The organism is Peribacillus sp. NPDC006672, assembly GCF_050274955.1.
In the GTDB taxonomy this organism is placed as follows: domain Bacteria; phylum Bacillota; class Bacilli; order Bacillales; family DSM-1321; genus Peribacillus.
In genome coordinates, this window is record NZ_JBNNOR010000025.1 from 1 (window position 1) to 22935 (window position 22935).

Sequence of the window (22935 nt, forward strand, 5' to 3'; positions counted from 1 at the left end):
CACCCGTTCCCATTCCGAACACGGCAGTTAAGCTCTTCAGCGCCGATGGTAGTTGGGGGTTTCCCCCTGTGAGAGTAGGACGCCGCCAAGCCATTAAAAAGATCAGCCATCAGGCTGATCTTTTTTTTGCGTCTCGATGATTTGAAAAGAAATCGTTTTTTGATATCCCCATCTTTCAAATCGAATTCGCCTTAAGAGGAATAATTCGGCCTGTATCTAAATTAATTCGACCTAGAGGGGAATAATTCGACTAAAAGCCAATTAATCCTGCCTCTCTTCAATTCCTCCAAATTCCAAGAGGATACGAATACTGTACCGATAATGGAGCAAGGGGGGGACTACTTGAGTCGGGCTATAGTATTTGCAAGGGAAGGAGGTTAGGATATTGAATGGATGTATAAATTATGACGATAGGGTCTTTTTTTAGTTAGACTGGACAAATTATGCAAGGAGATTCGGAGAAGACATTAATTAAAGGCATTATGGAATCCCTGTAATACTGTAATGAATTTAATTAAAATGGATTCCTTGTCTTTACTTGTTCTTTTCATTATACTAGGAGGAATTTGTTAAGGTAATAATGCAAGTTGGATGTTCAGGAAGAAGGCAAACAAAATGGAATTATGGAAGGGATCGGTATTGTGAGTAAAAAGAGTAAGGAAAAGTTTGTAGTTGTCGAGGGTGAGACAATCGATGCGTGTTTAGATCGAATTAAAGCGGCAGGCTACTTTCCTGTAAAGCGGACGGAAGAACCCATCTTTGCCGAGAGAATCGAGAATGGCAAAGTCCAATATGTGCCAGTTGATCGAAAAATCGTATTTGAAGCAAAATTATACGAGTAAAACACGAACGATTCATTAATATCATGTAAAAATATTCGATTTTAACTTGACATTAAAATGGCCGGAAGGTAAGATGAAGTTACATTAATACATCTCATATAATCATGGGGATATGGCCCAAAAGTTTCTACCTGATGACCGTAAATCATCGGACTATGAGAAAAGCATCTGACTAATTCGGAAACTAGCCAAGTCTTTTTGATTTTTTCAAAAGGCCTTTCTATTCCGGGCAGTTTGCTTTCTCGATGAGGAAGCAAACTGCCCGGTTTTTTTAATTTACATTTTATAGATAATGATAAGCGTCCATCTGCATACTCGGGACGCCATAATATGAGTTTTGGAGGGAAAGATGATATGAAACCACAAGTTGGGGTTATTATGGGAAGTGTCTCGGATTGGGAAACGATGAAATACGCTTGTGAATCATTGGAACAGCTTGAGATTCCCTATGAAAAAAGAGTCGTTTCCGCCCACAGGACGCCGGATTTACTATTTGAATATGCAGAGAGTGCAAAAGATAGAGATATTAAGGTGATTATCGCCGGGGCTGGCGGGGCGGCGCATCTTCCAGGTATGACGGCAGCCAAAACGATTGTCCCTGTGATTGGCGTGCCGATACAAACTAAGGCATTAAATGGGATGGATTCGTTATTATCGATTGTTCAAATGCCTGGTGGCGTACCGGTTGCAACGGTTGCAATCGGAAAAGCGGGCGCAGTCAATGCTGGGTTGTTGGCGGCTCAAATATTAGCAGCTTTCGATTCCAACATTGCTGATAGGTTAGAAGCTTTAAGAGACGAAACCAGAGAAAAGGTGTTACAGAGCAGTGAACAACTTAAATAATACAATCATTTTACCGGGACAGACCATTGGAATTATTGGCGGTGGGCAATTGGGCAGGATGATGGCCTTGTCGGCTAAGGCATCGGGCTTTAGGATAGCGGTCCTTGAGCCGACTGCAGGAGGTCCATGTGCGCAAGTGGCGGATATTGAAATCATTGGTGCTTATGATGATATTGAAGCATTGAAAAGGTTGGCTGAGGTTAGTGACGTCATAACATATGAGTTTGAAAATATCAGTTCAGAAGCACTGGATTGGTTAAAGCAACATGCATTTCTTCCACAGGGCTCAGAGTTATTAAAGATGACCCAGGATAGACTTACTGAAAAAAAGGCCATTTCTGATGCAGGAGCTTCGGTTGCTCCCTATCGGGAAATACAGGATATTTCAGAAATTTACCTTCATATTGAAAAATTAGGGTACCCTAGTGTGTTAAAAACGACGCGGGGCGGTTATGATGGAAAAGGGCAGTTGGTCATTAAGGAAGAAGCCGATATCAAAAAGGCAGAATCCCTGCTCAAAACAGGTGTATGTGTGCTGGAAGCCTGGATACCTTTCGTAAAAGAAATCTCGATTATCGTGACGCGTAAGGCAAATGGCGAGGCAAGTCATTTTCCGATAGCGGAAAATATTCATATTGAAAACATTCTTCATAAAAGCATTGTTCCCGCACGTATTAGTCAACAAGCTGAACGGAAGGCTATTAATGAAGCCTTGCAGCTTGCAGAGAAACTTGATTTGGTAGGGACATTGGCGGTCGAGATGTTTTTATCCGATCAGGATGAGATCATCATTAATGAATTAGCGCCAAGACCTCATAACTCAGGCCATTATACAATGGAAGCGTGTGAGACTTCACAGTTTGAACAGCATATAAGGGCTGTTTGCAATTGGCCGCTCGGTAATACGGCGTTAATGAAGCCGGTCGTAATGATAAACATCCTTGGTGAACATATCGGACCCTTAATGGATGAAATTCCGACAATTTCTGATTGGAAGATTCATCTATACGGCAAGATGGAGGCCAAGTTTAAGCGGAAAATGGGGCATGTGAATATTTTACGTCCAACGATTGAGGATGCTCTTTTGGAAAGTGATCGAAGCAAAATATGGAATCAACAGGTTGAAACGGAGGAAGTAAAATGATTGAACGTTATACCCGCCCAGAGATGGGTAACATTTGGACAGAAAAAAACCGCTTTAATGCGTGGTTGGAAGTAGAAATCTTAGCTTGTGAAGCATGGTCTGAACTTGGTGTCATTCCAAAGGAAGATGTGAAGCTTCTTCGTGAAAATGCTACGTTCGATGTGGAACGTATCAATGAAATCGAAAAAGATACACGCCACGATGTAGTTGCTTTTACACGTGCGGTTTCTGAAACGTTGGGTGAAGAACGGAAATGGGTTCATTACGGATTGACCTCTACTGATGTGGTCGATACAGCTCTTTCATATGTGATTAAGCAAGCGAATGATATCCTTTCAAAGGATTTAAATAACTTCGTAGAAATCCTGAAAAATAAAGCGAAAGAACATAAATATACGGTTCAAATGGGACGTACACATGGAGTTCATGCGGAACCGACTACTTTCGGTTTGAAACTGGCACTTTGGTATCAAGAAATGAAACGCAATGTCGAACGTTTTGAAGAAGCCAGAAAGAACATAGAGGTTGGTAAAATGTCAGGAGCTGTCGGAACATACGCAAACATCGACCCGTTCGTTGAAAAATTCGTTTGTGAAAAGCTTGGCCTTGAAGCAGCGCCAATTTCAACACAAACATTACAGCGCGATCGCCACGCACATTATATGAGCACATTGGCTTTAATTGCGACATCAATTGAAAAGTTCGCAGTGGAAATTCGCGGATTGCAAAAAAGTGAAACGCGTGAAGTGGAAGAATTCTTTGCAAAAGGACAAAAGGGATCTTCGGCAATGCCTCATAAACGGAATCCAATCGGTTCTGAAAATATGACGGGAATGGCTCGGGTAATCCGCGGTTACATGATGACAGCATATGAGAATGTGCCATTATGGCATGAACGTGACATTTCGCATTCTTCTGCTGAGCGCATCATCTTGCCGGATGCAACGATCGCTTTAAACTATATGCTGAACCGTTTCAGCAATATAGTGAAGAACTTGACCGTTTATCCAGAAAATATGAAACGCAATATGGACCGTACCCTTGGATTGATTTTCTCACAACGTGTGCTGCTTTCCCTTATCGATAAAGGACTTGTCCGTGAAGAAGCTTATGATACGGTTCAGCCGAAAGCGATGGAAGCATGGGAGCTTCAGGTTCCATTCAGAAGCCTGATCGAAAAGGATGATAAAATCACAAGCTTGCTTACGAAAGAAGAACTTGATGATTGTTTCGATCCTACACATCACTTGAAAAATGTTGATGTAATCTTTGATCGTTTAGGTTTGTAAAAATGAAGGCGGCAAACATAGCATCTCTAAACGATGATATGTTTGCCAAGCCTGATTAATGGAAAGAAAATTCATAATATTCACAATGTGGGGGGTCTGGACAGATGGAAAAACGAGAATTGTTGTATGAAGGAAAAGCGAAACAGATTTTTGCAACAGACAACAGTGAAATAGTATGGGTGGAATACAAGGATTCGGCAACAGCGTTTAATGGTGAGAAGAAGTCAGAAATCGCCGGAAAAGGTAGATTGAATAATCAAATTACTAGCTTACTATTTTCAAAGCTAGCCCAAGAAAATATTCCGTCCCATTTTATTGAAAAGCTTTCCGACCGGGAGCAGCTAGTCAAGAGGGTATCTATCATTCCCCTTGAAGTAGTCGTTAGAAATACGGCTGCTGGCAGTTTTTCTAAAAGAACTGGCATTGAGGAAGGCCAGCCACTTAAGAAAACGCTGATTGAGTTTTACTATAAAGATGATGATCTCGGAGATCCTCTGTTAACGGAAGACCATATTGAAGAATTGGAACTTGCAAGCAAGGAAGATGTAGCGATTTTAAAAGTAAAGGCACAAGAAATCAGTAACGTCTTAACTTCCTTCTTTAAGGAGTTGGACATTAAATTGATTGATTTTAAATTAGAGTTTGGTAAAACCCCGAATGGAGACATTCTGCTGGCAGATGAAATTTCACCTGATACATGCCGGTTATGGGATATTACAACGAACGAAAAGTTAGACAAAGATGTATTCCGCCGTAATTTAGGTAGTTTAACAGATGCTTACGAAAAAATTCTAGCAAAGTTGGAGGGCACTCAACATGTATAAGGTTAAGGTATATATCACACTACGCGAAAGTGTACTAGATCCACAGGGAGCAGCAGTTCAACAATCACTTCATAGTTTAACTTATAACGAGGTAAGTGATGTTCGAGTGGGGAAATACATTGAACTTACAATTGAGGATACGGATCGTGATTTAGATCAACTTGTGAAGGAAATGTGTGAAAAACTATTGGCCAACACGGTAATTGAAGCTTACCGTTATGATGTTGAGGAGGTTATCAACCAATGAAATTTGCTGTCATAGTTTTCCCTGGTTCCAATTGTGATGTCGATATGTACCATGCGATAAAGGATGCACTAGGGGAAGAAGTGGAGTATGTTTGGCATTCCACAGACAATCTAGATCAGTATGATGGAATTCTTCTTCCTGGAGGTTTCTCTTATGGAGACTATTTACGCTCTGGAGCAATTGCTAGATTTTCGAATGTAATGGGCGAAGTCGTAAAAGCGGCTCAAGCAGGAAAGCCTGTTTTGGGTGTCTGCAATGGTTTTCAGATTTTACTTGAAGCAGGGCTTTTACCTGGAGCGATGCGTCGTAATGAAGGCTTGAAGTTCATTTGCCGCAATGTAGGATTAAAGGTTGAAAATAACCAATCGATGTTCACGACAGGCTATGAATTAAATGAAACGATTACGATCCCAGTTGCCCATGGTGAAGGGAATTACTACTGTGATAATGAAACATTGGCTGAATTAAAACGAAATAAGCGCATTTTATTTACTTATGACGGTGAAAATCCAAACGGAAGCTTGGAACAAATAGCGGGAATTACAAATGAACAAGGAAATGTCCTCGGAATGATGCCTCATCCCGAACGTGCTGTTGATTCACTGCTTGGCAGTAAAGACGGCTTAAAGATTTTTCAATCCATCGTGAAAAACTGGAGGGAATCACATGTTATTACAGCTTGAACCAAGTCCGGAAAAAATTAAATCGGAGCGATTGTACGCAAGTATGGGACTATCCGATAAAGAATTTGCCATGGTGGAGAAAATCTTAGGCAGACTGCCGAATTATACGGAAACTGGATTGTTTTCCGTTATGTGGTCAGAGCATTGTTCCTACAAAAATTCAAAACCCATCTTAAGAAAATTCCCGATTACTGGGGAGAAAGTCCTTCAAGGACCTGGTGAAGGAGCTGGTATCGTTGATATCGGTGACGACCAGGCTGTCGTTTTTAAAATAGAAAGTCATAACCACCCATCTGCTATCGAACCTTATCAAGGTGCAGCTACTGGTGTCGGCGGAATTATCCGTGATGTCTTCTCCATGGGTGCGCGTCCGATTGCGATGCTGAATTCGCTTCGCTTCGGTGAGCTAGACAATGATCGCGTGAAATATTTATTTAAAGAAGTGGTTGCCGGGATTGCTGGGTATGGCAATTGTATCGGAATACCGACTGTCGGAGGCGAAATTCAATTCGATCCTTCTTATGAAGGGAACCCCCTGGTCAATGCCATGTGTGTCGGCTTGATCGACCATAAGGACATAAAAAAAGGCCAGGCGCATGGAGTGGGAAACACAGTCATGTATGTGGGTGCCAAAACAGGACGCGATGGTATCCATGGAGCAACATTTGCATCCGAGGAGCTGTCAGAGTCATCAGAAGAAAAACGACCTGCCGTCCAAGTGGGAGATCCATTCATGGAGAAACTGCTTTTAGAAGCATGTCTAGAATTAATTCAAAATGATGCACTTGTTGGGATTCAGGATATGGGCGCGGCAGGACTTACTAGTTCATCTGCCGAGATGGCAAGTAAAGCGGGCTCAGGCATTAAAATGAACCTTGATTTGATACCGCAGCGTGAAACGGGAATGACTGCTTATGAAATGATGCTTTCTGAATCACAAGAGCGGATGCTGATTGTAGTCACTAAAGGACGTGAACAAGAAATCGTTGACTTGTTTACGAAATATGACCTAGAGGCTGTTTCCGTCGGTGAAGTGACGGATGACAAAAACCTAACATTATCGCATCAAGGTGAAATTGTTGCAGAGGTTCCAGTTGATGCATTGGCTGAAGAAGCTCCGATTTATCATAAGCCATCTGCAGAACCGCAATATTTCCGTGATTTCCAAAGCATGAAGGCTGAAGTGCCAGTCATAGAAGATTATAAAGAAACACTGATATCACTATTGAAGCAACCGACGATTTCGAGTAAGGAATGGGTTTATGACCAATATGATTACATGGTCCGCACGAATACAGTCGTCTCACCTGGATCGGATGCGGCGGTAGTACGAGTTCGGGGCACAAATAAGGCCCTTGCCATGACGACGGATTGTAACTCCCGCTATATATATTTAGATCCAGAAACGGGAGGTAAAATCGCAGTCGCTGAAGCAGCACGTAACATTATTTGCTCGGGTGCGGAACCTTTAGCAATTACGGATTGCCTGAATTTTGGAAATCCAGAAAAACCTGAAATATTTTGGCAATTGGAAAAAGCGGCAGATGGGATGAGTGAAGCTTGCAGAAGCTTAAGTACCCCTGTAATTGGTGGAAATGTCTCGCTTTACAATGAAACGAATGGTGAAGCGATTTATCCGACACCTGTAGTTGGGATGGTTGGTCTTGTCAGTGATCTTCAACATATCACTACACAATCGTTTAAAAATGAATCCGATTTGATTTATGTGGTCGGCGAAGCAAAAGTGGAATTTGGAGGCAGTGAATTACAAAAAATGCTTGAGGGTAAAATCTTTGGACGCGCACCAGAACTTGATTTGAGCGTTGAACAAAAGCGTCAGCAGCAAATCCTCACTGCAATCCAAAAAGGACTTGTCGCATCAGCCCATGATCTTTCGGAAGGCGGCTTGGCAGTGGCTTTAGCTGAATCTTTATTCGGAACTAGCAAACTTGGTGCAAAAGTGAATATATCCGGCGAACCGGTATCAGAATTATTCAGTGAAACGCAATCACGATTCTTACTATCCATCAATCCTGAAAACCAAACGGCATTTGAAGCACTTGTTGAAGATGCAATATGCATAGGATCAGTAACAGAGGATAATAAATTAGTCGTGATGGCAGACAGTGATAGCAAAGTATTGGAAGCGGACGTTGAAGTTTTACAAACAGCTTGGAAGGGAGCTATACCATGCTTGCTGAAATAAGAAGCCTAAACGAAGAGTGTGGCGTTGTTGGAGTCTGGGGACATCCCGATGCAGCACAGCTTGCTTACTATGGTTTGCATAGCTTACAACATCGTGGTCAAGAGGGAGCTGGCATCGTCGTGACGGACGGTGACCAGATGTCCATCACTAAGGGTGAAGGTCTTGTCACAGAGATATTCACTGCTGAGAAAATGCAGGCACTTTCTGGTACAGGAAAAGCTGCGATCGGCCATGTCCGTTATACAACGGCAGGTGGCGGCGGGTATCAAAATGTACAGCCTTTCCTGTTCAATTCACATACAGGAGGGCTGGCACTTGCTCATAATGGAAACATCGTCAATGCCCATCAGTTAAAAGCACAGCTTGAAGGACAGGGAAGCATTTTTCAAACGACATCGGATACGGAAGTTCTGGCCCATTTGATTAAACGGTCCGGCTACTCAGATGTCAGGGATTCCGTGAAGAATAGTTTAAGCATGCTGAAGGGAGCTTATGCCTTTGTCATCATGACGGAAAACCAAATGATCATGGCAAGAGATCCACATGGCTTCCGTCCACTTTCCTTAGGGAAAATAGGCGATGCATATTTTGCTGCATCCGAAACATGTGCCCTTGATATTGTAGGTGCAGAATTCATCCGCGATATTGAACCGGGTGAACTCGTTATCATTAATGATGAGGGAATCACTTCCGAGTACTTTTCGCTTTCCAGTCAACAGGCAATGTGCACGATGGAATACGTGTATTTTTCTCGTCCGGATAGCAACATTGATGGGATCAATGTTCATACGGCACGAAAAAACCTTGGCAAGCAAATGGCACTGGAAGCTAAAATAGAAGCGGATGTAGTTACAGGTGTACCCGATTCCAGTATTTCTGCAGCAATAGGCTATGCTGAAGCGGCCGGCATTCCCTATGAAATGGGCTTAATAAAAAATCGTTATGTTGGACGGACTTTCATTCAGCCATCACAGAGTCTGCGTGAACAAGGCGTGAAGATGAAACTTTCACCTGTAAGAGGGGTCGTAGAAGGTAAGCGGGTCATAATGGTTGATGATTCAATCGTCCGTGGGACCACGAGCAGAAGGATTGTCCGCATGTTAAAAGATGCAGGAGCCAAAGAAGTGCATGTTGTAATCAGCTCGCCACCGATTAAGAATCCTTGTTTTTATGGAATAGACACGTCTAAAAAGGAAGAACTGATTGCGAGCTCTAAATCGGTGGAGGAAATAAGGGAAATCATTGGTGCTGATTCATTAACTTTTTTAAGCGTCGAAGGTATGGTTGAAGCAATTGGCCGACCGTTTCCTGGAGAAACGCGCGGTTCATGCCTAGCTTGTTTCACCGGAAATTATCCGACTGAAATTTTTGAGTATGAACGAGAAAAAACAAAATGTTAATCAAGTCGGCAATGAAGATTGATTTTCGGAGGAGGATTTCAAATGGCTAATGCATATAAACAGGCTGGTGTGGATATTGAGGCTGGTTATGAAGCGGTAAATCGAATGAAAAAACATGTAAAGCGCACATTTCGTCCAGAAGTAATGAATGGTCTTGGCGGTTTTGGAGGCATGTTTGATTTATCTTCCCTGAACCTTAAAGAACCTGTGCTCATTTCAGGTACGGATGGAGTGGGTACGAAACTTTTGTTGGCGTTCATGATGGATAAACACGATACAATTGGAGTGGATTGTGTAGCTATGTGCGTCAATGATGTTGTCGTTCAAGGTGCTGCACCTTTATACTTTTTAGATTATATTGCCTGCGGTAAAGCAGATCCAGAACGAATTGAAATGATTGTCAAAGGGATTGCAGATGGCTGTGAGCAGGCAGGGTGTGCTCTAATCGGAGGAGAAACGGCGGAAATGCCGGGCATGTACGAAACGGAAGAATACGATGTTGCAGGCTTTACTGTAGGTGCAGTTGAGAAAACACGTCTAATTACAGGTGAGGCAATCTCGGCGGGTGATGTCGTTATTGGACTTGCTTCAAGCGGCATCCACAGTAATGGATATTCTCTTGTTCGTAAAATCCTTCTTGAAGACTCAGGTATGGGGCTTCATGAATTCGTACCGGAATTGGGTTGCAAGTTGGGTGAGGAATTACTAAAACCGACAAAAATCTATGTAAAATCGATTTTATCGACAATAGAAAAATTTGATGTTAATGGCCTTGCCCATATTACGGGTGGCGGTTTCATCGAAAATATTCCCCGTATTTTACCTGAAGGATTAGGTGTGGAAATCGAGCTTGGAAGCTGGGAAATTCCAACTATATTCTCATTTCTTGAAGAAAAAGGGAACCTTGTAAAAGAGGAAATGTTCAATATTTTCAATATGGGTATTGGAATGACGGCTGTCGTGAAAAAAGAAGTGGCATCAGATGTGCTAGCCCACCTACGGTCTTGCGGTGAAGAAGCATCAGTTATTGGAACGGTTGTGGATGGAAATGGAGTGTCGTTCAAATAATGAAGCGCCTTGCTGTCTTTGCATCAGGTAACGGTAGTAATTTCCAATCAATTACTGAAGCAATAAAACATGGAAAGTTGGCGGCGGAAATCTGTCTTGTCGTTTGCGATCGTGAAGACGCATATGTGCTTAAGAGAGCTAAGCTTGAGAATATTGATTCTTTCTCCTTTTCAGCGAAGAATTACTCGAACAAGACTGAGTATGAATCGGTAATCCTGGAGAAACTTCGCCAATATGAGATAGAGTTTATCATTCTGGCTGGTTATATGCGTTTGATTGGTCCGACATTATTACAAAAGTATACACAGAGAATTGTGAACATCCACCCATCACTCTTGCCTAGTTTTCCAGGCAAGGATGCAATTGGCCAGGCTTTTGACGCTGGAGTGAAGGAAACGGGGGTAACGGTTCATTATGTTGATGATGGAATGGATACAGGACCGATCATTGCCCAAAAAGCAGTGCCAATTCTTGAGGGGGATACGAAAGACATTCTTCAAAAAAGGATTCAGGAAATGGAGCATGACATGTATCCGTCAGTTTTACAGGAGCTATGCCACAAGAAACTTACTTAATGGAGGGACCAACATAACATGAAGAAACGTGCATTAATTAGTGTATCGGATAAAACAGGTATCGTAGAATTTGCTCAAGGTTTAATTGAGGCAGGTTTTGAAATTATTTCTACAGGCGGTACCAAAAAAACGCTGCAGGATAATGGCGTTAATGTAATTGGAATCAGTGACGTCACCGGTTTCCCGGAAATCTTGGATGGACGTGTAAAAACACTTCACCCGAATGTCCATGGAGCAGTGTTGGCAAAACATGATGACAAGGATCACGCAGCACAGCTTGCAGAGCATAATATTGAACCCATTCAACTTGTCTGTGTAAACCTATATCCGTTCCAAGTGACTATTTCCAAACCGGAAGTCACTGTGGAAGATGCTATTGAAAACATCGATATCGGTGGACCGACAATGCTTCGTTCTTCTGCTAAAAACCACGAATATGTGACTGTTATCGTTGATTCCAATGATTATCCTACCGTATTGGCTGAGTTGAAACAAAACGACGGAGTATCAAAAACCACGAATCGCCGTCTGGCTGCAAAAGTCTTCCGCCATACAGCAGCATATGATGCTGTTATTTCGGAGTATATGACTGAGCTTACCGATGAAGAGAATCCTGAATCATTGACTGTTACTTATGAATTGAAACAGTCCCTTCGTTATGGGGAAAATCCACATCAAAAAGCATCATTCTATAAAAAACCGCTTGGTTCCGTTTTCTCAATTGCTGAAGCTAAGCAATTACATGGAAAAGAACTTTCATACAACAACATTAATGACGCTGATGCAGCACTTCAAATCGTTAAGGAATTCAATGAGCCGGCTGCTGTTGCTGTCAAACATATGAATCCTTGCGGCGTCGGTGTAGGAGCGACCATTTTAGAAGCGTATGAAAAAGCTTATGAGGCAGATGCCACTTCCATTTTCGGTGGAATCATTGCCTTGAACCGTGAAGTTGATAAAGCGACTGCGGAAAGGCTTCATGAAATTTTCCTTGAAATCATCATTGCTCCTGGGTTTACAGATGAAGCAGTGGAAGTATTAACAAGCAAGAAAAACCTTCGTTTATTAACGATCGAATTTGATGCGGCTAAAAAACCTGAGCGTAAATTGACTTCCATTGAAGGCGGATTACTTATTCAAGATCGGGATGCACATAGCTTAAAGGATGCAGAGGTAAAAGTGGCAACGAAACGTGAGCCTACCCCTGAAGAGTGGAAAGCCATGGAACTTGGCTGGAAAATCGTAAAGCATGTAAAGTCGAATGCAATAGTGGTTAGTAACGGTCAAATGACCTTAGGTGTTGGCGCAGGTCAAATGAACCGTGTGGGCGCTGCAAAAATCGCTCTGGAACAAGCTGGGGAAAGAGCGACAGGAAGTGCATTGGCATCAGATGCTTTCTTCCCAATGGATGATACTGTAGAAGCGGCAGCAAAAGCGGGCGTCACGGCAATTATTCAGCCTGGTGGATCTGTAAAAGATCAAGATTCAATCAAGAAAGCTGATGAATATGGGATTGCAATGGTATTTACAGGAATTCGTCACTTTAAACATTAATCAAAAATAGAGGTGCGATAATGAATGTACTAGTAATTGGCCGGGGCGGCAGGGAGCATGCCATAGCCCGCAAATTATTTGAAAGTAAACGGGTTGGGACCGTTTTTGCAGCACCTGGAAATCCAGGTATGACAGATGTAGCGACTCTTGTTCCAATTGAAGAAAACAATCATGGGGAATTAGTTGCCTTCGCCAAGAAGAATGCAATTTCATTAACGGTGATTGGGCCCGAAACGCCATTGTTGAATGGACTTGCTGACGACTTTACGGATGCAGGCTTAAAGGTATTTGGCCCTAATGGCCGTGCTGCAGTCATTGAGGGAAGTAAATCCTTTGCTAAAGATTTAATGAAGAACTACAGCATTCCGACAGCGGAATATGAAACATTTTCTGATTATGGTTCAGCTAAGGCATATATCGAAAAAATGGGTGCCCCCATTGTTATAAAAGCGGATGGCTTGGCTGCAGGAAAAGGTGTCGTTGTTGCAATGACGATGGAAGAGGCGTTAGACGCCATCCATGATATGCTAGTCGGAGCAAAGTTCGGCGAAGCTTCTGCCAAAGTCGTTATTGAGGAATTTCTTGATGGCGAGGAATTCTCATTGATGGCATTCGTGAATGGGGAAAAAGTGTATCCGATGGTCATTGCTCAAGATCACAAGCGGGTTTTTGATGGAGACCAGGGTCCAAACACAGGTGGAATGGGTGCATACTCACCAGTGCCGCAAATTTCCGATGAAATGATTCAGACTGCAGTCGAAACAATTCTTCAGCCCACAGTTAATGCGATGACTTCGGAAAATCGGCGTTTTACAGGTATATTATATGCCGGGTTGATCGCTACCGAAAAAGGCATAAAAGTCATTGAGTTCAATGCACGTTTTGGCGACCCGGAAACGCAAGTTGTTTTACCACGCCTAAAAACCGATTTCGTAGATACGCTTGAAGCGGTTCTTTCTGGGGATGATTTACAACTTGAATGGCATGAAGAAGCTGTTCTTGGAGTGGTCGTGGCAGCTGAGGGATATCCAGGGGATTATAAGAAGGGTTCAATCATTAAAGGCTTGGAAAAGATTGATCCGAATGCCCATGTTTATCATGCTGGAACGGCTAAAAGTGATGAGGGGAATTTCATCTCGAATGGCGGACGTGTACTTCTGGTTGCTGCAAAAGGGAAGGATTTGGCCTTAGCCAAGGCTGAAGTATATAAAGAGTTGGGGCATATTGAAAAAGGCGGCTTATTCTGGCGAACGGATATTGGCTACCGTGCAATAAAATACAACTTTTCATCATAATATAAAGAAGCTGACTCTAAGCGGAGTCAGCTTCTTCTTTAGAAAAAAATTAATATGAATCAGGTTGATTCGATTCGTTTTCCTGTTGTTTTGATTCGTTTTTCATAAAGTTTTGTCCGTTTTCCATCGCATCGACGACAGGACAATAGCGGAGAATGCCTTCGCCTATTTTCATTGCAGAAAGCATGACCACGATAATATAAGATTGGTTTTTCCAGGGTTTCTTTACCATTTTAGCCATTGCCCATGTTAGAAAGGTAAACCCACACGTAATTCGCATTAAGGCATTTATTATACTGATATTTTGTTTAAACTTCATATTTTGTCCATCCTTTCACAAAAATTTAACAATATTCTGGATAACAATACTGTTCTAATGAGGCAAGTATGTTACTATGAAATAAAATTGGATTGAAAATGGTTTTTCATACATCTGTTTCTATAAAATTATGGGGGAATGTTTATGCTTGAACAGCGCTATAGATGGAAAAATAAACATCTAAGAGAACATATAGATGTGCTGGATGGCAAAAGGGCACCACACATTCTGCTTAAAAATACGACTTATTTAAATCAGGCTTTACGAAAATGGGTGAAAGCGAATATATGGATATATGATGATCGCATCATATATGTCGGCGATAAGCTTCCGGATAATATAGACCGCTGTGAAATGGTTGACTGCACAAACCAGTATTTAGTCCCGGGTTATATTGAGCCGCATTCACATCCTTCTCAATTATATAATCCCCTTTCTTTTTCACGTTATGCATCTCATTTTGGGACAACGACATTGATCAATGATAACTTGCCATTTCTTTTGCAGTTGGATAAAAAGAAAGCGTTTTCTCTTTTGAAAGAATTGCGTAAGATTCCTGTAACAATGTATTGGTGGAGCCGTTTTGACGGACAGACGGAATTGATCGATGAAGATACGGTATTTTCCCATGGGGCAGTTAAATCCTGGCTGGAGCATGATGCCGTATTACAGGGCGGGGAGCTAACAGGATGGCCGAAGCTTCTCGATGGGGATGACATGATGCTGCACTGGATTCAGGAAGCCAAGCGAATGAGGAAGAAAATAGAAGGACACTTTCCAGGTGCTTCAGAGAAGACTTTAGCAAAAATGACCCTGTTCGGCGCCGATTGTGATCATGAGGCAATGACAGGCGATGAAGTCATGTCACGCTTGCTGCAGGGATATTATGTATCGCTAAGACATTCTTCGATCCGGCCTGATCTTCCAAAGATGATAAAGGAAATCCATGAACTGGGCATCGATCATTATGACAAATTCTTTTATACGACAGATGGGTCGCCGCCGTCATTTTATGAGGGTGGTCTCATAGACTGTTTGATCAAAATAGCGATAGAGCATGGCGTTCCGGTCATCGATGCTTACAATATGGCAACTATCAACATTGCACGATATTATAATATTGAATACCTTCATGGCAATATTGCCACTGGAAGGGTAGCGAACATTAACTTCCTGACCGATGTAAAGGAACCCGCACCGGTTTCGGTAATGGCAAAAGGGAAATGGGTGAAAAGGGATGGTGAAATCATTCCTGATTTACAGGAAATCGAATGGAGTAATTTTGATTTTAAACCACTTGATCTTGATTGGGATCTTAGTTTAAAGGAAGATTTTGAATTTTCCATGCCGTTTGGGATTGAATTGGTCAATAATGTAATTACGAAACCGTACTCTCTTTCCAATGATGTAGGATATGAGGAGCTGAACTTCGAGGATGATGAATGCTTTTTCATGCTTATTGATCGGGAAGGGAAATGGCGCATCAATACAATATTAAAAGGGTTTGCGGATAAATTGTGTGGCTTTGCTGGCTCTTATACCAATACCGGTGATATCATACTAATCGGTAAAAGGAAAAAGGATATGCATTTGGCATTTAACCGGCTGAAGGAAATTGGCGGTGGAATCATTTTAACGGAACAAGGAAAGGTGATCCATGAACTTCCTCTTAAACTAATGGGAGTCATGTCCACCAAAGAGGTTCCTGAATTGATAAAAGAAGAAAATGAATTGAAACATTTGCTGCATGAGAGGGGATATCGCTTCGATGATCCTGTTTACACCCTTTCATTCTTTTCGACAACCCATCTGCCATATATAAGGCTAACCCAGCGAGGAGTATATGATGTTATGAATAAAACTATACTCTTTCCTACTATAATGCGTTAAAATATAAGAGAAGAAATGGCTAATAAATTCAGAGGAGTGGAAAGATGAATTTAAAGAGAGTTCTTTTCATTGTTATTGCTATTTTACTGCTGGCAGGCTGTTCGGCGAAAGAGGAACCTGCATCGGATGACAGTAAGCCAAAAGATCCGGCTGTCATCAAAAATAGAGATGTGAAAAATGAACCTTCCAATGAGTTTCCACTTACAGGTATAGCCACCCATGAAGGCAGTGAGCAAAGGGCTGTAGCAGTGATGATTAATAATCATCCGAAAGCACGCCCGCAATCGGGCCTCTCAGAAGCCGATATGGTCTACGAAATGCTCGCAGAAGGTGACATAACCAGATTTTTAGCTATCTTCCAAAGTGAAACGCCAAGCCAAATCGGTCCGATTCGGAGTGCAAGGGACTATTATATCGAATTGGCAAAAGGCCTGGATTGCATCTATGTGTGTCATGGGAATAGCCCCGAGGCAAAAACCATGCTGGACAAAGGGTATATTGATAACTTGAACGGATTATATTATGATGGTACTTTGTTTCATCGTTCTGCAGATAGAAAAGCACCGCACAATTCCTACATCTCTTTTGAGGATATCCAAAAAGGCGCGAAGGAAAAAGGATATGAGATGAATGGTGCACCGGAACCTTATACTTTCCTTTCAAAAGAAGAGGCGGCTGGCCTTCAAGGGAAACCGGCATTGAAAACCGAGATATCCTACGGATCAGACGAGTATGATGTAAAGTATGAATACGAAGCCACGGAAGAGAAATATAAACGTTATTCGAATGGTGAGCAAACAGTCGAACATAAATCGAATAAACCTATTTTACTGGATAATATATTGATCATTGAGGCCACTCATCAAGTGATCGACGATAAAGGTCGCCGTAAAATTGACTTGAAAAGTGGTGGAAAAGGTTATTTACTTCAAAAAGGAAAAGCGAATGAAGTAGAATGGGTTAATAAGGATGGTCGGATTATACCAGTGAAAAACGATAACGAAGTAGGGTTGATTCCAGGGAAAACTTGGATCAATATTATTCCGAATGAACCTGGTTTAGTAGGAGACGTCTCATTTTGATACCCATGAAATTGAGGGGGAGTAACATGCAAATTGATAAGTTAAGAGGAAAAGAAACGGATCAGCTGTTTAAGTCGATCCTTTCCTTGCGTGATTTGGACGAATGTTATCGATTTTTTGATGATTTATGTACAGTTAATGAAATTTCATCATTAGCACAGCGTCTCGAAGTAGCCCGGATGCTTGAAGAAGGTAAAACCTATCATAAAATCGAAACGGAAACAGGTGCAAGCACTGCTACGATTTCCAGGGTCAAACGCTGCTTGAATTATGGAAATGACGCTTATACAATGGCTCTTAACCGTATTAAAGAAAACGTTGAGGAAACAACTGAATCTTAATCATTCGATTTTTTATATGGTTCAGAAAAAGCCGAGGAATTCATTTCCCGGCTTTTTATTTTGAGTTTTGCCTTACTTTTGTCAGCTGTCTTTCGGCCGTATCCGTGTTATATTGGTTTTTAGATTCAGAGGTTTCCATTTGGTAAACATTTTATCGATACTTCTCTTTTTTAATGAAAAATCTTAATGCTATAATGGTGTAATGGGAAGTGTGAATGGAGGATTATTATGTACGATTTTCGCGAGTGGAAACATGTTTTCAAACTCGATCCAAATAAAGAAATAAGTGATGAGGCCCTTGAAAAAGTCTGTGAATCCGGTACGGATGCAATCATGGTCGGGGGAACGGATGGAGTCACGCTTGAGAATGTGCTTCATTTAATGGCACGGGTCAGACGATATACCGTCCCATGTGTAATGGAGATTTCTTCTGTTGAAACGGTGACGCCAGGGTTTGATTTATATTTCATTCCAAGTGTCCTGAATAGCACCAACCCGGATTGGATGATGAAACTGCATCAGCAAGCAGTCAAAGAATACGGATACCTTTTGAATTGGGATGAAATTTTCGTTGAAGGGTACTGTATCCTGAATGCCGAGTGTAAGGCTGCACAATTGACGAAAGCCAATACTCAACTGGATATGGATGATGTGGGAGCCTACGCGATGATGGCAGAAAAGATGTTCAACCTGCCGATTTTTTATCTGGAATACAGCGGTGACTATGGCAATGTCCAGATGGTGGAAGCAGCCAAAGAGAGCTTGGAGAATACCGTACTATTCTATGGCGGTGGGATAAAATCAGTTGAACAGGCCAAAGAGATGTCTAAGTTTGCGGATGTCATCGTTGTTGGCAATGTCATTTATGAAGATTTGAAAGCGGCACTTGCAACAGTTACGGCAGTTAAATGAAAACATGAAATAAATATAGTATACTAAAACAGAAACGAATGTTCGTATAGGTGGTGTGATAATGCAATATTTAGCGGAAAAATTACTAATAGGTTTGAATGAACAGCAACAAAAAGCAGTAAAGTCAACTGATGGCCCACTTTTAATCATGGCTGGGGCAGGAAGTGGAAAGACGCGTGTGCTGACTCACCGAATAGCTTACTTGATGGTCGAGAAGGAAATAGCACCTTGGAATATCCTTGCAATCACGTTCACTAACAAAGCTGCACGTGAAATGAAGGAGAGGATCCGTGCCATACTTGGCGGTGCGTCTGAAGATATCTGGATTTCAACTTTCCACTCGATGTGTGTCCGCATTTTACGAAGAGATATCGATCGTATCGGTTTTAATAGGAACTTTTCGATACTGGATACGACGGATCAACAATCGGTCATTAAGCAAATCATGAAAGATCGAAATATGGATACAAAGAAATATGATTACCGTGCGATTTTGGGTAGCATCAGTTCAGCGAAAAATGAATTGGTCGGGCCGGAAGAGTACCTAAAGACGGCGTCCGATTACTTTACTAAGGTAACTGCCGATGTATATACGGAATACCAAAAACGGTTGAGGAAAAATTCAGCGCTCGATTTCGATGATTTGATCATGATGACGATTCAATTGTTCCAACTGGTACCGGAAGTCCTTGAATACTATCAGCGCAAATTTCAATACATTCATGTTGATGAGTACCAAGATACGAACAGGGCTCAATATATGCTTGTTAAACTACTTGCTTCACGCTTCCGTAATCTCTGCGTTGTCGGGGATTCTGATCAATCGATTTATCGCTGGCGCGGTGCGGATATTGCGAATATCCTTTCATTTGAAAAGGATTACCCGAATGCCAACATGATTTTCCTTGAACAGAATTACCGCTCGACGAAAAAGATTCTTGCAGCGGCGAATAAGGTCATCGATAACAATCAAAACCGGAAGCCGAAAAATCTTTGGACCGAGAATGCAGATGGTAATAAGTTATTCTATTACCGTGCAGACAATGAACAAGGGGAAGCGCAATTTGTAGCCGGAAAGATAAATGAGTTAGTTCAGGGCGGCAGTAGGAAGTATTCCGATATAGCAATCCTTTACAGAACAAATGCACAATCACGTGTCATGGAGGAAGTTCTGCTTAAATCCAATATAAACTATGCAATAGTCGGGGGCACTAAGTTCTATGACCGTAAAGAGATTAAGGACTTGCTTGCCTATCTTCGCCTTATTGCAAATCCTGACGATGACATCAGTCTCCGCCGTGTAATCAATGTACCAAAACGCGGAATTGGTGCAACTTCAATGGACAAAGTGGCAGATTATGCAGATCAGTATGATGTTTCCATTTATAAAGCACTTGAATCTGTGGAAATGGTAGGAATAAGCGGGAAGGCTACCAAAGCAGCTAGGGAATTCCATACGCTGATCACTAACTATACAAATCAACAGGAGTACTTATCCGTAACGGAACTGGTAGAGGAAGTCATTAAGAAAACCGGTTATCGTGAGATGCTGCAGGCAGAAAAAACGATTGAATCACAAAGCCGGCTTGAAAATATAGATGAGTTTTTATCTGTTACGAAAGCATTCGAAGATAACAGCGAGGACAAATCATTGGTGGGCTTTTTGACTGACCTGGCGTTGGTTGCCGATATAGACCAACTTGATGAGAATTCCGAAGAAGCTACAAATACGGTAACGTTGATGACTCTGCATTCAGCAAAGGGACTTGAATATCCGGTGGTCTTTTTATTGGGCCTTGAAGAAGGAGTTTTCCCTCACAGCCGCTCGCTCATGGATGAAGAGGAGATGGAAGAAGAACGCCGTCTGGCCTATGTGGGAATTACAAGGGCTGAAAATGAGCTATTCATAAGCAATGCCCAAATGCGGACATTGTATGGACGGACAAGTATGAATCCAGTTTCACGTTTCATCAGTGAAATACCAGAGGAACTCCTTGAAGATCTTAAACCGAAACCGGCTCCTAGAGCTAGGCAAACACCTTTTAGTTCTTCGAGAACTGGATCTCCTTCAACAGCTTCCACAAGAAAAGTTCCTGCCTTTGGAAGAGCCGTTTCTGCACCATCCGCAACCGGTGGTGAAGAGATTGGCTGGGCTGTCGGTGACCGTGCATCCCATAAAAAATGGGGTATAGGAACCGTGGTGAGCGTAAAAGGGGAAGGCGAAGGGAAGGAACTGGATATTGCATTCCCAAGTCCAATCGGTATCAAGCGCCTACTGGCGAAATTTGCACCAGTTGAAAAAGCTTAACCTATTAATATGCATCTACTGGTAAAGAATAGGGATATCTGACTTTAGACACCGCTCTTCTATAAGAAGTGCGGTGGAGTCTTCTTTAGAAAGGATTGAACGTATGGACTTACAAGCTGCAGAGAAGAAAGTTCTAGAACTGCAAACGTTATTGAACCAATATAGCTACGAATATTATGTGATGGACCAGCCATCGGTACCTGATGCTGAATATGATCGGATACTCCGTGAGCTTATTGAGTATGAGGAGAAATTCCCGGAGCTGCAAACGCCTGATTCTCCGACACAACGGGTCGGTGGCGCCATTTTGGATATGTTTGAAAAAGTGGAGCATACCACACCGATGCTTAGTTTAGGCAATGCATTCAATGAAAGTGACTTACGGGATTTCGACAGAAAGGTCAGACAATCTGTAGGTGACGATTTTTCCTATGTATGTGAATTGAAAATTGATGGACTTGCCGTCACTCTTCAATATGAGAATGGATATTTCGTAAGAGGGGCAACACGTGGAGATGGAACGATCGGTGAAGATATTACAGCAAACCTGAAAACAATCAAGTCGATTCCATTGAAGGTGCGTGAGCCGGTTGCCATAGAAGTGCGCGGTGAGGCATTCATGCCAAAAAAATCATTTGAATCTTTAAATAAGGCAAAGGAAGAACGTGGTGAGGAACCATTTGCAAACCCGCGGAATGCAGCTGCTGGCTCGTTAAGGCAGCTTGACCCAAAACTTGCTGCGAAACGGAACTTGGATATTTTCCTTTATGCGATTGCCGATTTAGGAGAAACAGGGGTCCGTTCCCACAGTGAAGGTCTGGATTTGTTGGATCGATTGGGGTTTAAGACGAATCAGAAAAGAAAAACATGCTTGAATATAGAGGAAGTACTAGCCTATATAGTAGAATGGACAGAACAACGTCCAAACTTAGCCTATGATATTGATGGAATTGTCGTAAAGGTGGATTCCCTTGAACAGCAGGATGAATTAGGTTTTACTGCAAAAAGTCCGCGTTGGGCCATCGCTTATAAATTCCCAGCTGAAGAAGTCATTACAACCCTACGGGATATCGAGCTGAATGTTGGACGTACGGGTGTATTAACCCCAACAGCTGTGTTGGATCCCGTTCGGGTAGCGGGTACGACTGTGCAGCGAGCATCACTTCATAACGAAGACTTAATCCGTGAAAAGGACATCAGAATCGGAGATCAAGTGGTCGTGAAAAAAGCGGGTGATATCATTCCAGAGGTGGTCAATGTACTGGCGGAACGCCGTACAGGGGAAGAGGTCGAGTTTCAGATGCCGACTGAGTGCCCGGAATGCTGCAGTGAACTTGTTCGGCTGGATGGGGAGGTTGCTTTACGATGCATCAACCCGAAGTGTCCTGCACAAATACGGGAAGGCTTGATTCACTTTGTATCCCGGACAGCAATGAACATAGACAGTCTTGGTGAAAAAGTGATTAGCTTGTTGTTTAAAGAAGAACTTATACAAGATGTGGCTGATATTTATAAGCTTACATATGATCAACTGATTGCATTGGAACGGATGGGGGATAAATCCGTCAATAAACTCCTTCAAGCAATCGAAGCTTCGAAAACCAATTCGTTGGAAAAATTACTATTCGGGTTAGGCATTCGCCATGTTGGTTCGAAAGCGGCGAAGACACTTGCGCGGGAGTTCGTGACGATGGAAGCCTTAAGCAAGGCGAGTCGTGAAGAACTAACATCCATTAATGAAATAGGGGATAAGATGGCCGATTCCATCGTAGCTTATTTTGAATTGGAAGAGGTCCATGCGCTATTGAACGAGTTGGAAGCAGCGGGTGTGAATCTTACCTTTAAAGGGCCAAGAGCTGTTCCTATTGAAGATATCGATTCCGTTTTTGCCGGTAAAACAGTCGTTTTAACGGGTAAATTACATCAGCTAACACGTAATGAAGCAAAAGAAAAATTAGAGGCGCTAGGAGCTAACGTTGCTGGAAGTGTCAGCAAGAAAACCGATTTGGTCGTAGCTGGCGAAGATGCCGGTTCCAAACTGGAAAAAGCGGAAAGCCTAGGAGTCATGGTATGGGATGAAGAGAGACTGATTGAGGAACTAAAAAAATAAGAG

Annotated in this window: 20 protein-coding genes, 1 rRNA gene and 1 riboswitch; of the genes, 20 read left to right on the forward strand and 1 reads right to left on the reverse strand. The window is 42.2% G+C overall.

What is annotated here, in order from left to right:
* The 14 genes from rrf to purD form a co-directional block, all read left to right on the forward strand.
* Positions 1-91: ribosomal RNA gene (gene rrf / locus ACQKKK_RS24130) — 5S ribosomal RNA — on the forward strand; the annotation flags it as partial.
* A 496-nt stretch (positions 92-587) separates the two neighbouring features.
* Positions 588-842 (forward strand): NETI motif-containing protein, encoded by a 255-nt coding sequence (locus ACQKKK_RS24135; RefSeq protein ID WP_427619669.1) that lies wholly within the window; start codon positions 588-590, stop codon positions 840-842.
* A gap of 74 nt (positions 843-916) precedes the next feature.
* A riboswitch (purine riboswitch) is annotated at positions 917-1018 on the forward strand.
* Positions 1019-1196: 178 nt separating this feature from the next.
* The gene (purE, locus tag ACQKKK_RS24140) at positions 1197-1685 is read left to right on the forward strand and encodes a 5-(carboxyamino)imidazole ribonucleotide mutase (RefSeq protein WP_427619670.1); all 489 of its coding nucleotides are present in this window, start codon (positions 1197-1199) and stop codon (positions 1683-1685) included.
* Positions 1669-2829, forward strand: a complete 1161-nt coding sequence (gene purK / locus ACQKKK_RS24145; protein WP_427619671.1) for a 5-(carboxyamino)imidazole ribonucleotide synthase — start codon at positions 1669-1671, stop codon at positions 2827-2829. The genes purE and purK overlap by 17 nt, the downstream gene beginning before the upstream one ends.
* Positions 2826-4118, forward strand: coding sequence for an adenylosuccinate lyase (gene purB, locus ACQKKK_RS24150; RefSeq protein WP_427619672.1), 1293 nt, complete (start codon positions 2826-2828; stop codon positions 4116-4118). Before purK ends, purB begins: the two co-directional genes overlap by 4 nt.
* Before the next feature lie 104 nt (positions 4119-4222).
* Positions 4223-4942 carry a phosphoribosylaminoimidazolesuccinocarboxamide synthase gene (gene purC / locus ACQKKK_RS24155; protein WP_427619673.1) on the forward strand — a complete coding sequence of 240 codons (720 nt, stop codon included), beginning with the start codon at positions 4223-4225 and terminating at the stop codon, positions 4940-4942.
* On the forward strand, positions 4935-5189 hold the full coding sequence (gene purS / locus ACQKKK_RS24160) for a phosphoribosylformylglycinamidine synthase subunit PurS (protein WP_089362510.1): 255 nt from the start codon (positions 4935-4937) through the stop codon (positions 5187-5189). Before purC ends, purS begins: the two co-directional genes overlap by 8 nt.
* Positions 5186-5872: a phosphoribosylformylglycinamidine synthase subunit PurQ gene (purQ, locus tag ACQKKK_RS24165; protein WP_427619674.1), complete on the forward strand. Its 687-nt coding sequence runs from the start codon at positions 5186-5188 to the stop codon at positions 5870-5872. The genes purS and purQ overlap by 4 nt, the downstream gene beginning before the upstream one ends.
* On the forward strand, positions 5856-8078 hold the full coding sequence (purL, locus tag ACQKKK_RS24170) for a phosphoribosylformylglycinamidine synthase subunit PurL (RefSeq protein ID WP_427619675.1): 2223 nt from the start codon (positions 5856-5858) through the stop codon (positions 8076-8078). Before purQ ends, purL begins: the two co-directional genes overlap by 17 nt.
* Complete coding sequence (gene purF, locus ACQKKK_RS24175; protein ID WP_427619676.1) at positions 8063-9478, forward strand: amidophosphoribosyltransferase; 1416 nt, start codon at positions 8063-8065, stop codon at positions 9476-9478. The genes purL and purF overlap by 16 nt, the downstream gene beginning before the upstream one ends.
* A gap of 42 nt (positions 9479-9520) precedes the next feature.
* Complete coding sequence (gene purM, locus ACQKKK_RS24180) at positions 9521-10546, forward strand: phosphoribosylformylglycinamidine cyclo-ligase (protein WP_427619677.1); 1026 nt, start codon at positions 9521-9523, stop codon at positions 10544-10546.
* A complete protein-coding gene (gene purN, locus ACQKKK_RS24185) occupies positions 10546-11121 on the forward strand; it encodes a phosphoribosylglycinamide formyltransferase (protein ID WP_427619678.1) in 576 nt (191 codons plus the stop codon). Before purM ends, purN begins: the two co-directional genes overlap by 1 nt.
* 18 nt (positions 11122-11139) lie before the next feature.
* On the forward strand, positions 11140-12675 hold the full coding sequence (gene purH / locus ACQKKK_RS24190; RefSeq protein ID WP_427619679.1) for a bifunctional phosphoribosylaminoimidazolecarboxamide formyltransferase/IMP cyclohydrolase: 1536 nt from the start codon (positions 11140-11142) through the stop codon (positions 12673-12675).
* Between the two features lie 20 nt (positions 12676-12695).
* Positions 12696-13970: a phosphoribosylamine--glycine ligase gene (purD, locus tag ACQKKK_RS24195; RefSeq protein WP_427619680.1), complete on the forward strand. Its 1275-nt coding sequence runs from the start codon at positions 12696-12698 to the stop codon at positions 13968-13970.
* A 49-nt stretch (positions 13971-14019) separates the two neighbouring features.
* Here the strand turns inward: purD and ACQKKK_RS24200 are convergent, their stop codons facing one another.
* Positions 14020-14289 (reverse strand): YgaP-like transmembrane domain, encoded by a 270-nt coding sequence (locus ACQKKK_RS24200; protein ID WP_427619681.1) that lies wholly within the window; start codon positions 14287-14289, stop codon positions 14020-14022.
* A gap of 144 nt (positions 14290-14433) precedes the next feature.
* On the opposite strand from ACQKKK_RS24200, the gene ACQKKK_RS24205 reads away from it, so the two are divergent.
* The 6 genes from ACQKKK_RS24205 (at position 14434) to ligA (ending at position 22932) form a co-directional block, all read left to right on the forward strand.
* Positions 14434-16179, forward strand: coding sequence for an adenine deaminase C-terminal domain-containing protein (locus ACQKKK_RS24205; protein WP_427619682.1), 1746 nt, complete (start codon positions 14434-14436; stop codon positions 16177-16179).
* Positions 16180-16223: 44 nt separating this feature from the next.
* Positions 16224-17261, forward strand: a complete 1038-nt coding sequence (locus ACQKKK_RS24210) for a DUF3048 domain-containing protein (RefSeq protein WP_427619683.1) — start codon at positions 16224-16226, stop codon at positions 17259-17261.
* Between the two features lie 26 nt (positions 17262-17287).
* Positions 17288-17602: a YerC/YecD family TrpR-related protein gene (locus ACQKKK_RS24215; protein WP_057913894.1), complete on the forward strand. Its 315-nt coding sequence runs from the start codon at positions 17288-17290 to the stop codon at positions 17600-17602.
* Between the two features lie 228 nt (positions 17603-17830).
* Positions 17831-18514, forward strand: coding sequence for a heptaprenylglyceryl phosphate synthase (locus ACQKKK_RS24220; protein WP_427619684.1), 684 nt, complete (start codon positions 17831-17833; stop codon positions 18512-18514).
* Between the two features lie 61 nt (positions 18515-18575).
* On the forward strand, positions 18576-20822 hold the full coding sequence (gene pcrA / locus ACQKKK_RS24225; protein ID WP_427619685.1) for a DNA helicase PcrA: 2247 nt from the start codon (positions 18576-18578) through the stop codon (positions 20820-20822).
* 103 nt (positions 20823-20925) lie between these two features.
* On the forward strand, positions 20926-22932 hold the full coding sequence (gene ligA, locus ACQKKK_RS24230) for an NAD-dependent DNA ligase LigA (protein WP_427619686.1): 2007 nt from the start codon (positions 20926-20928) through the stop codon (positions 22930-22932).
* The last annotated feature ends 3 nt before the right edge of the window (positions 22933-22935 follow it).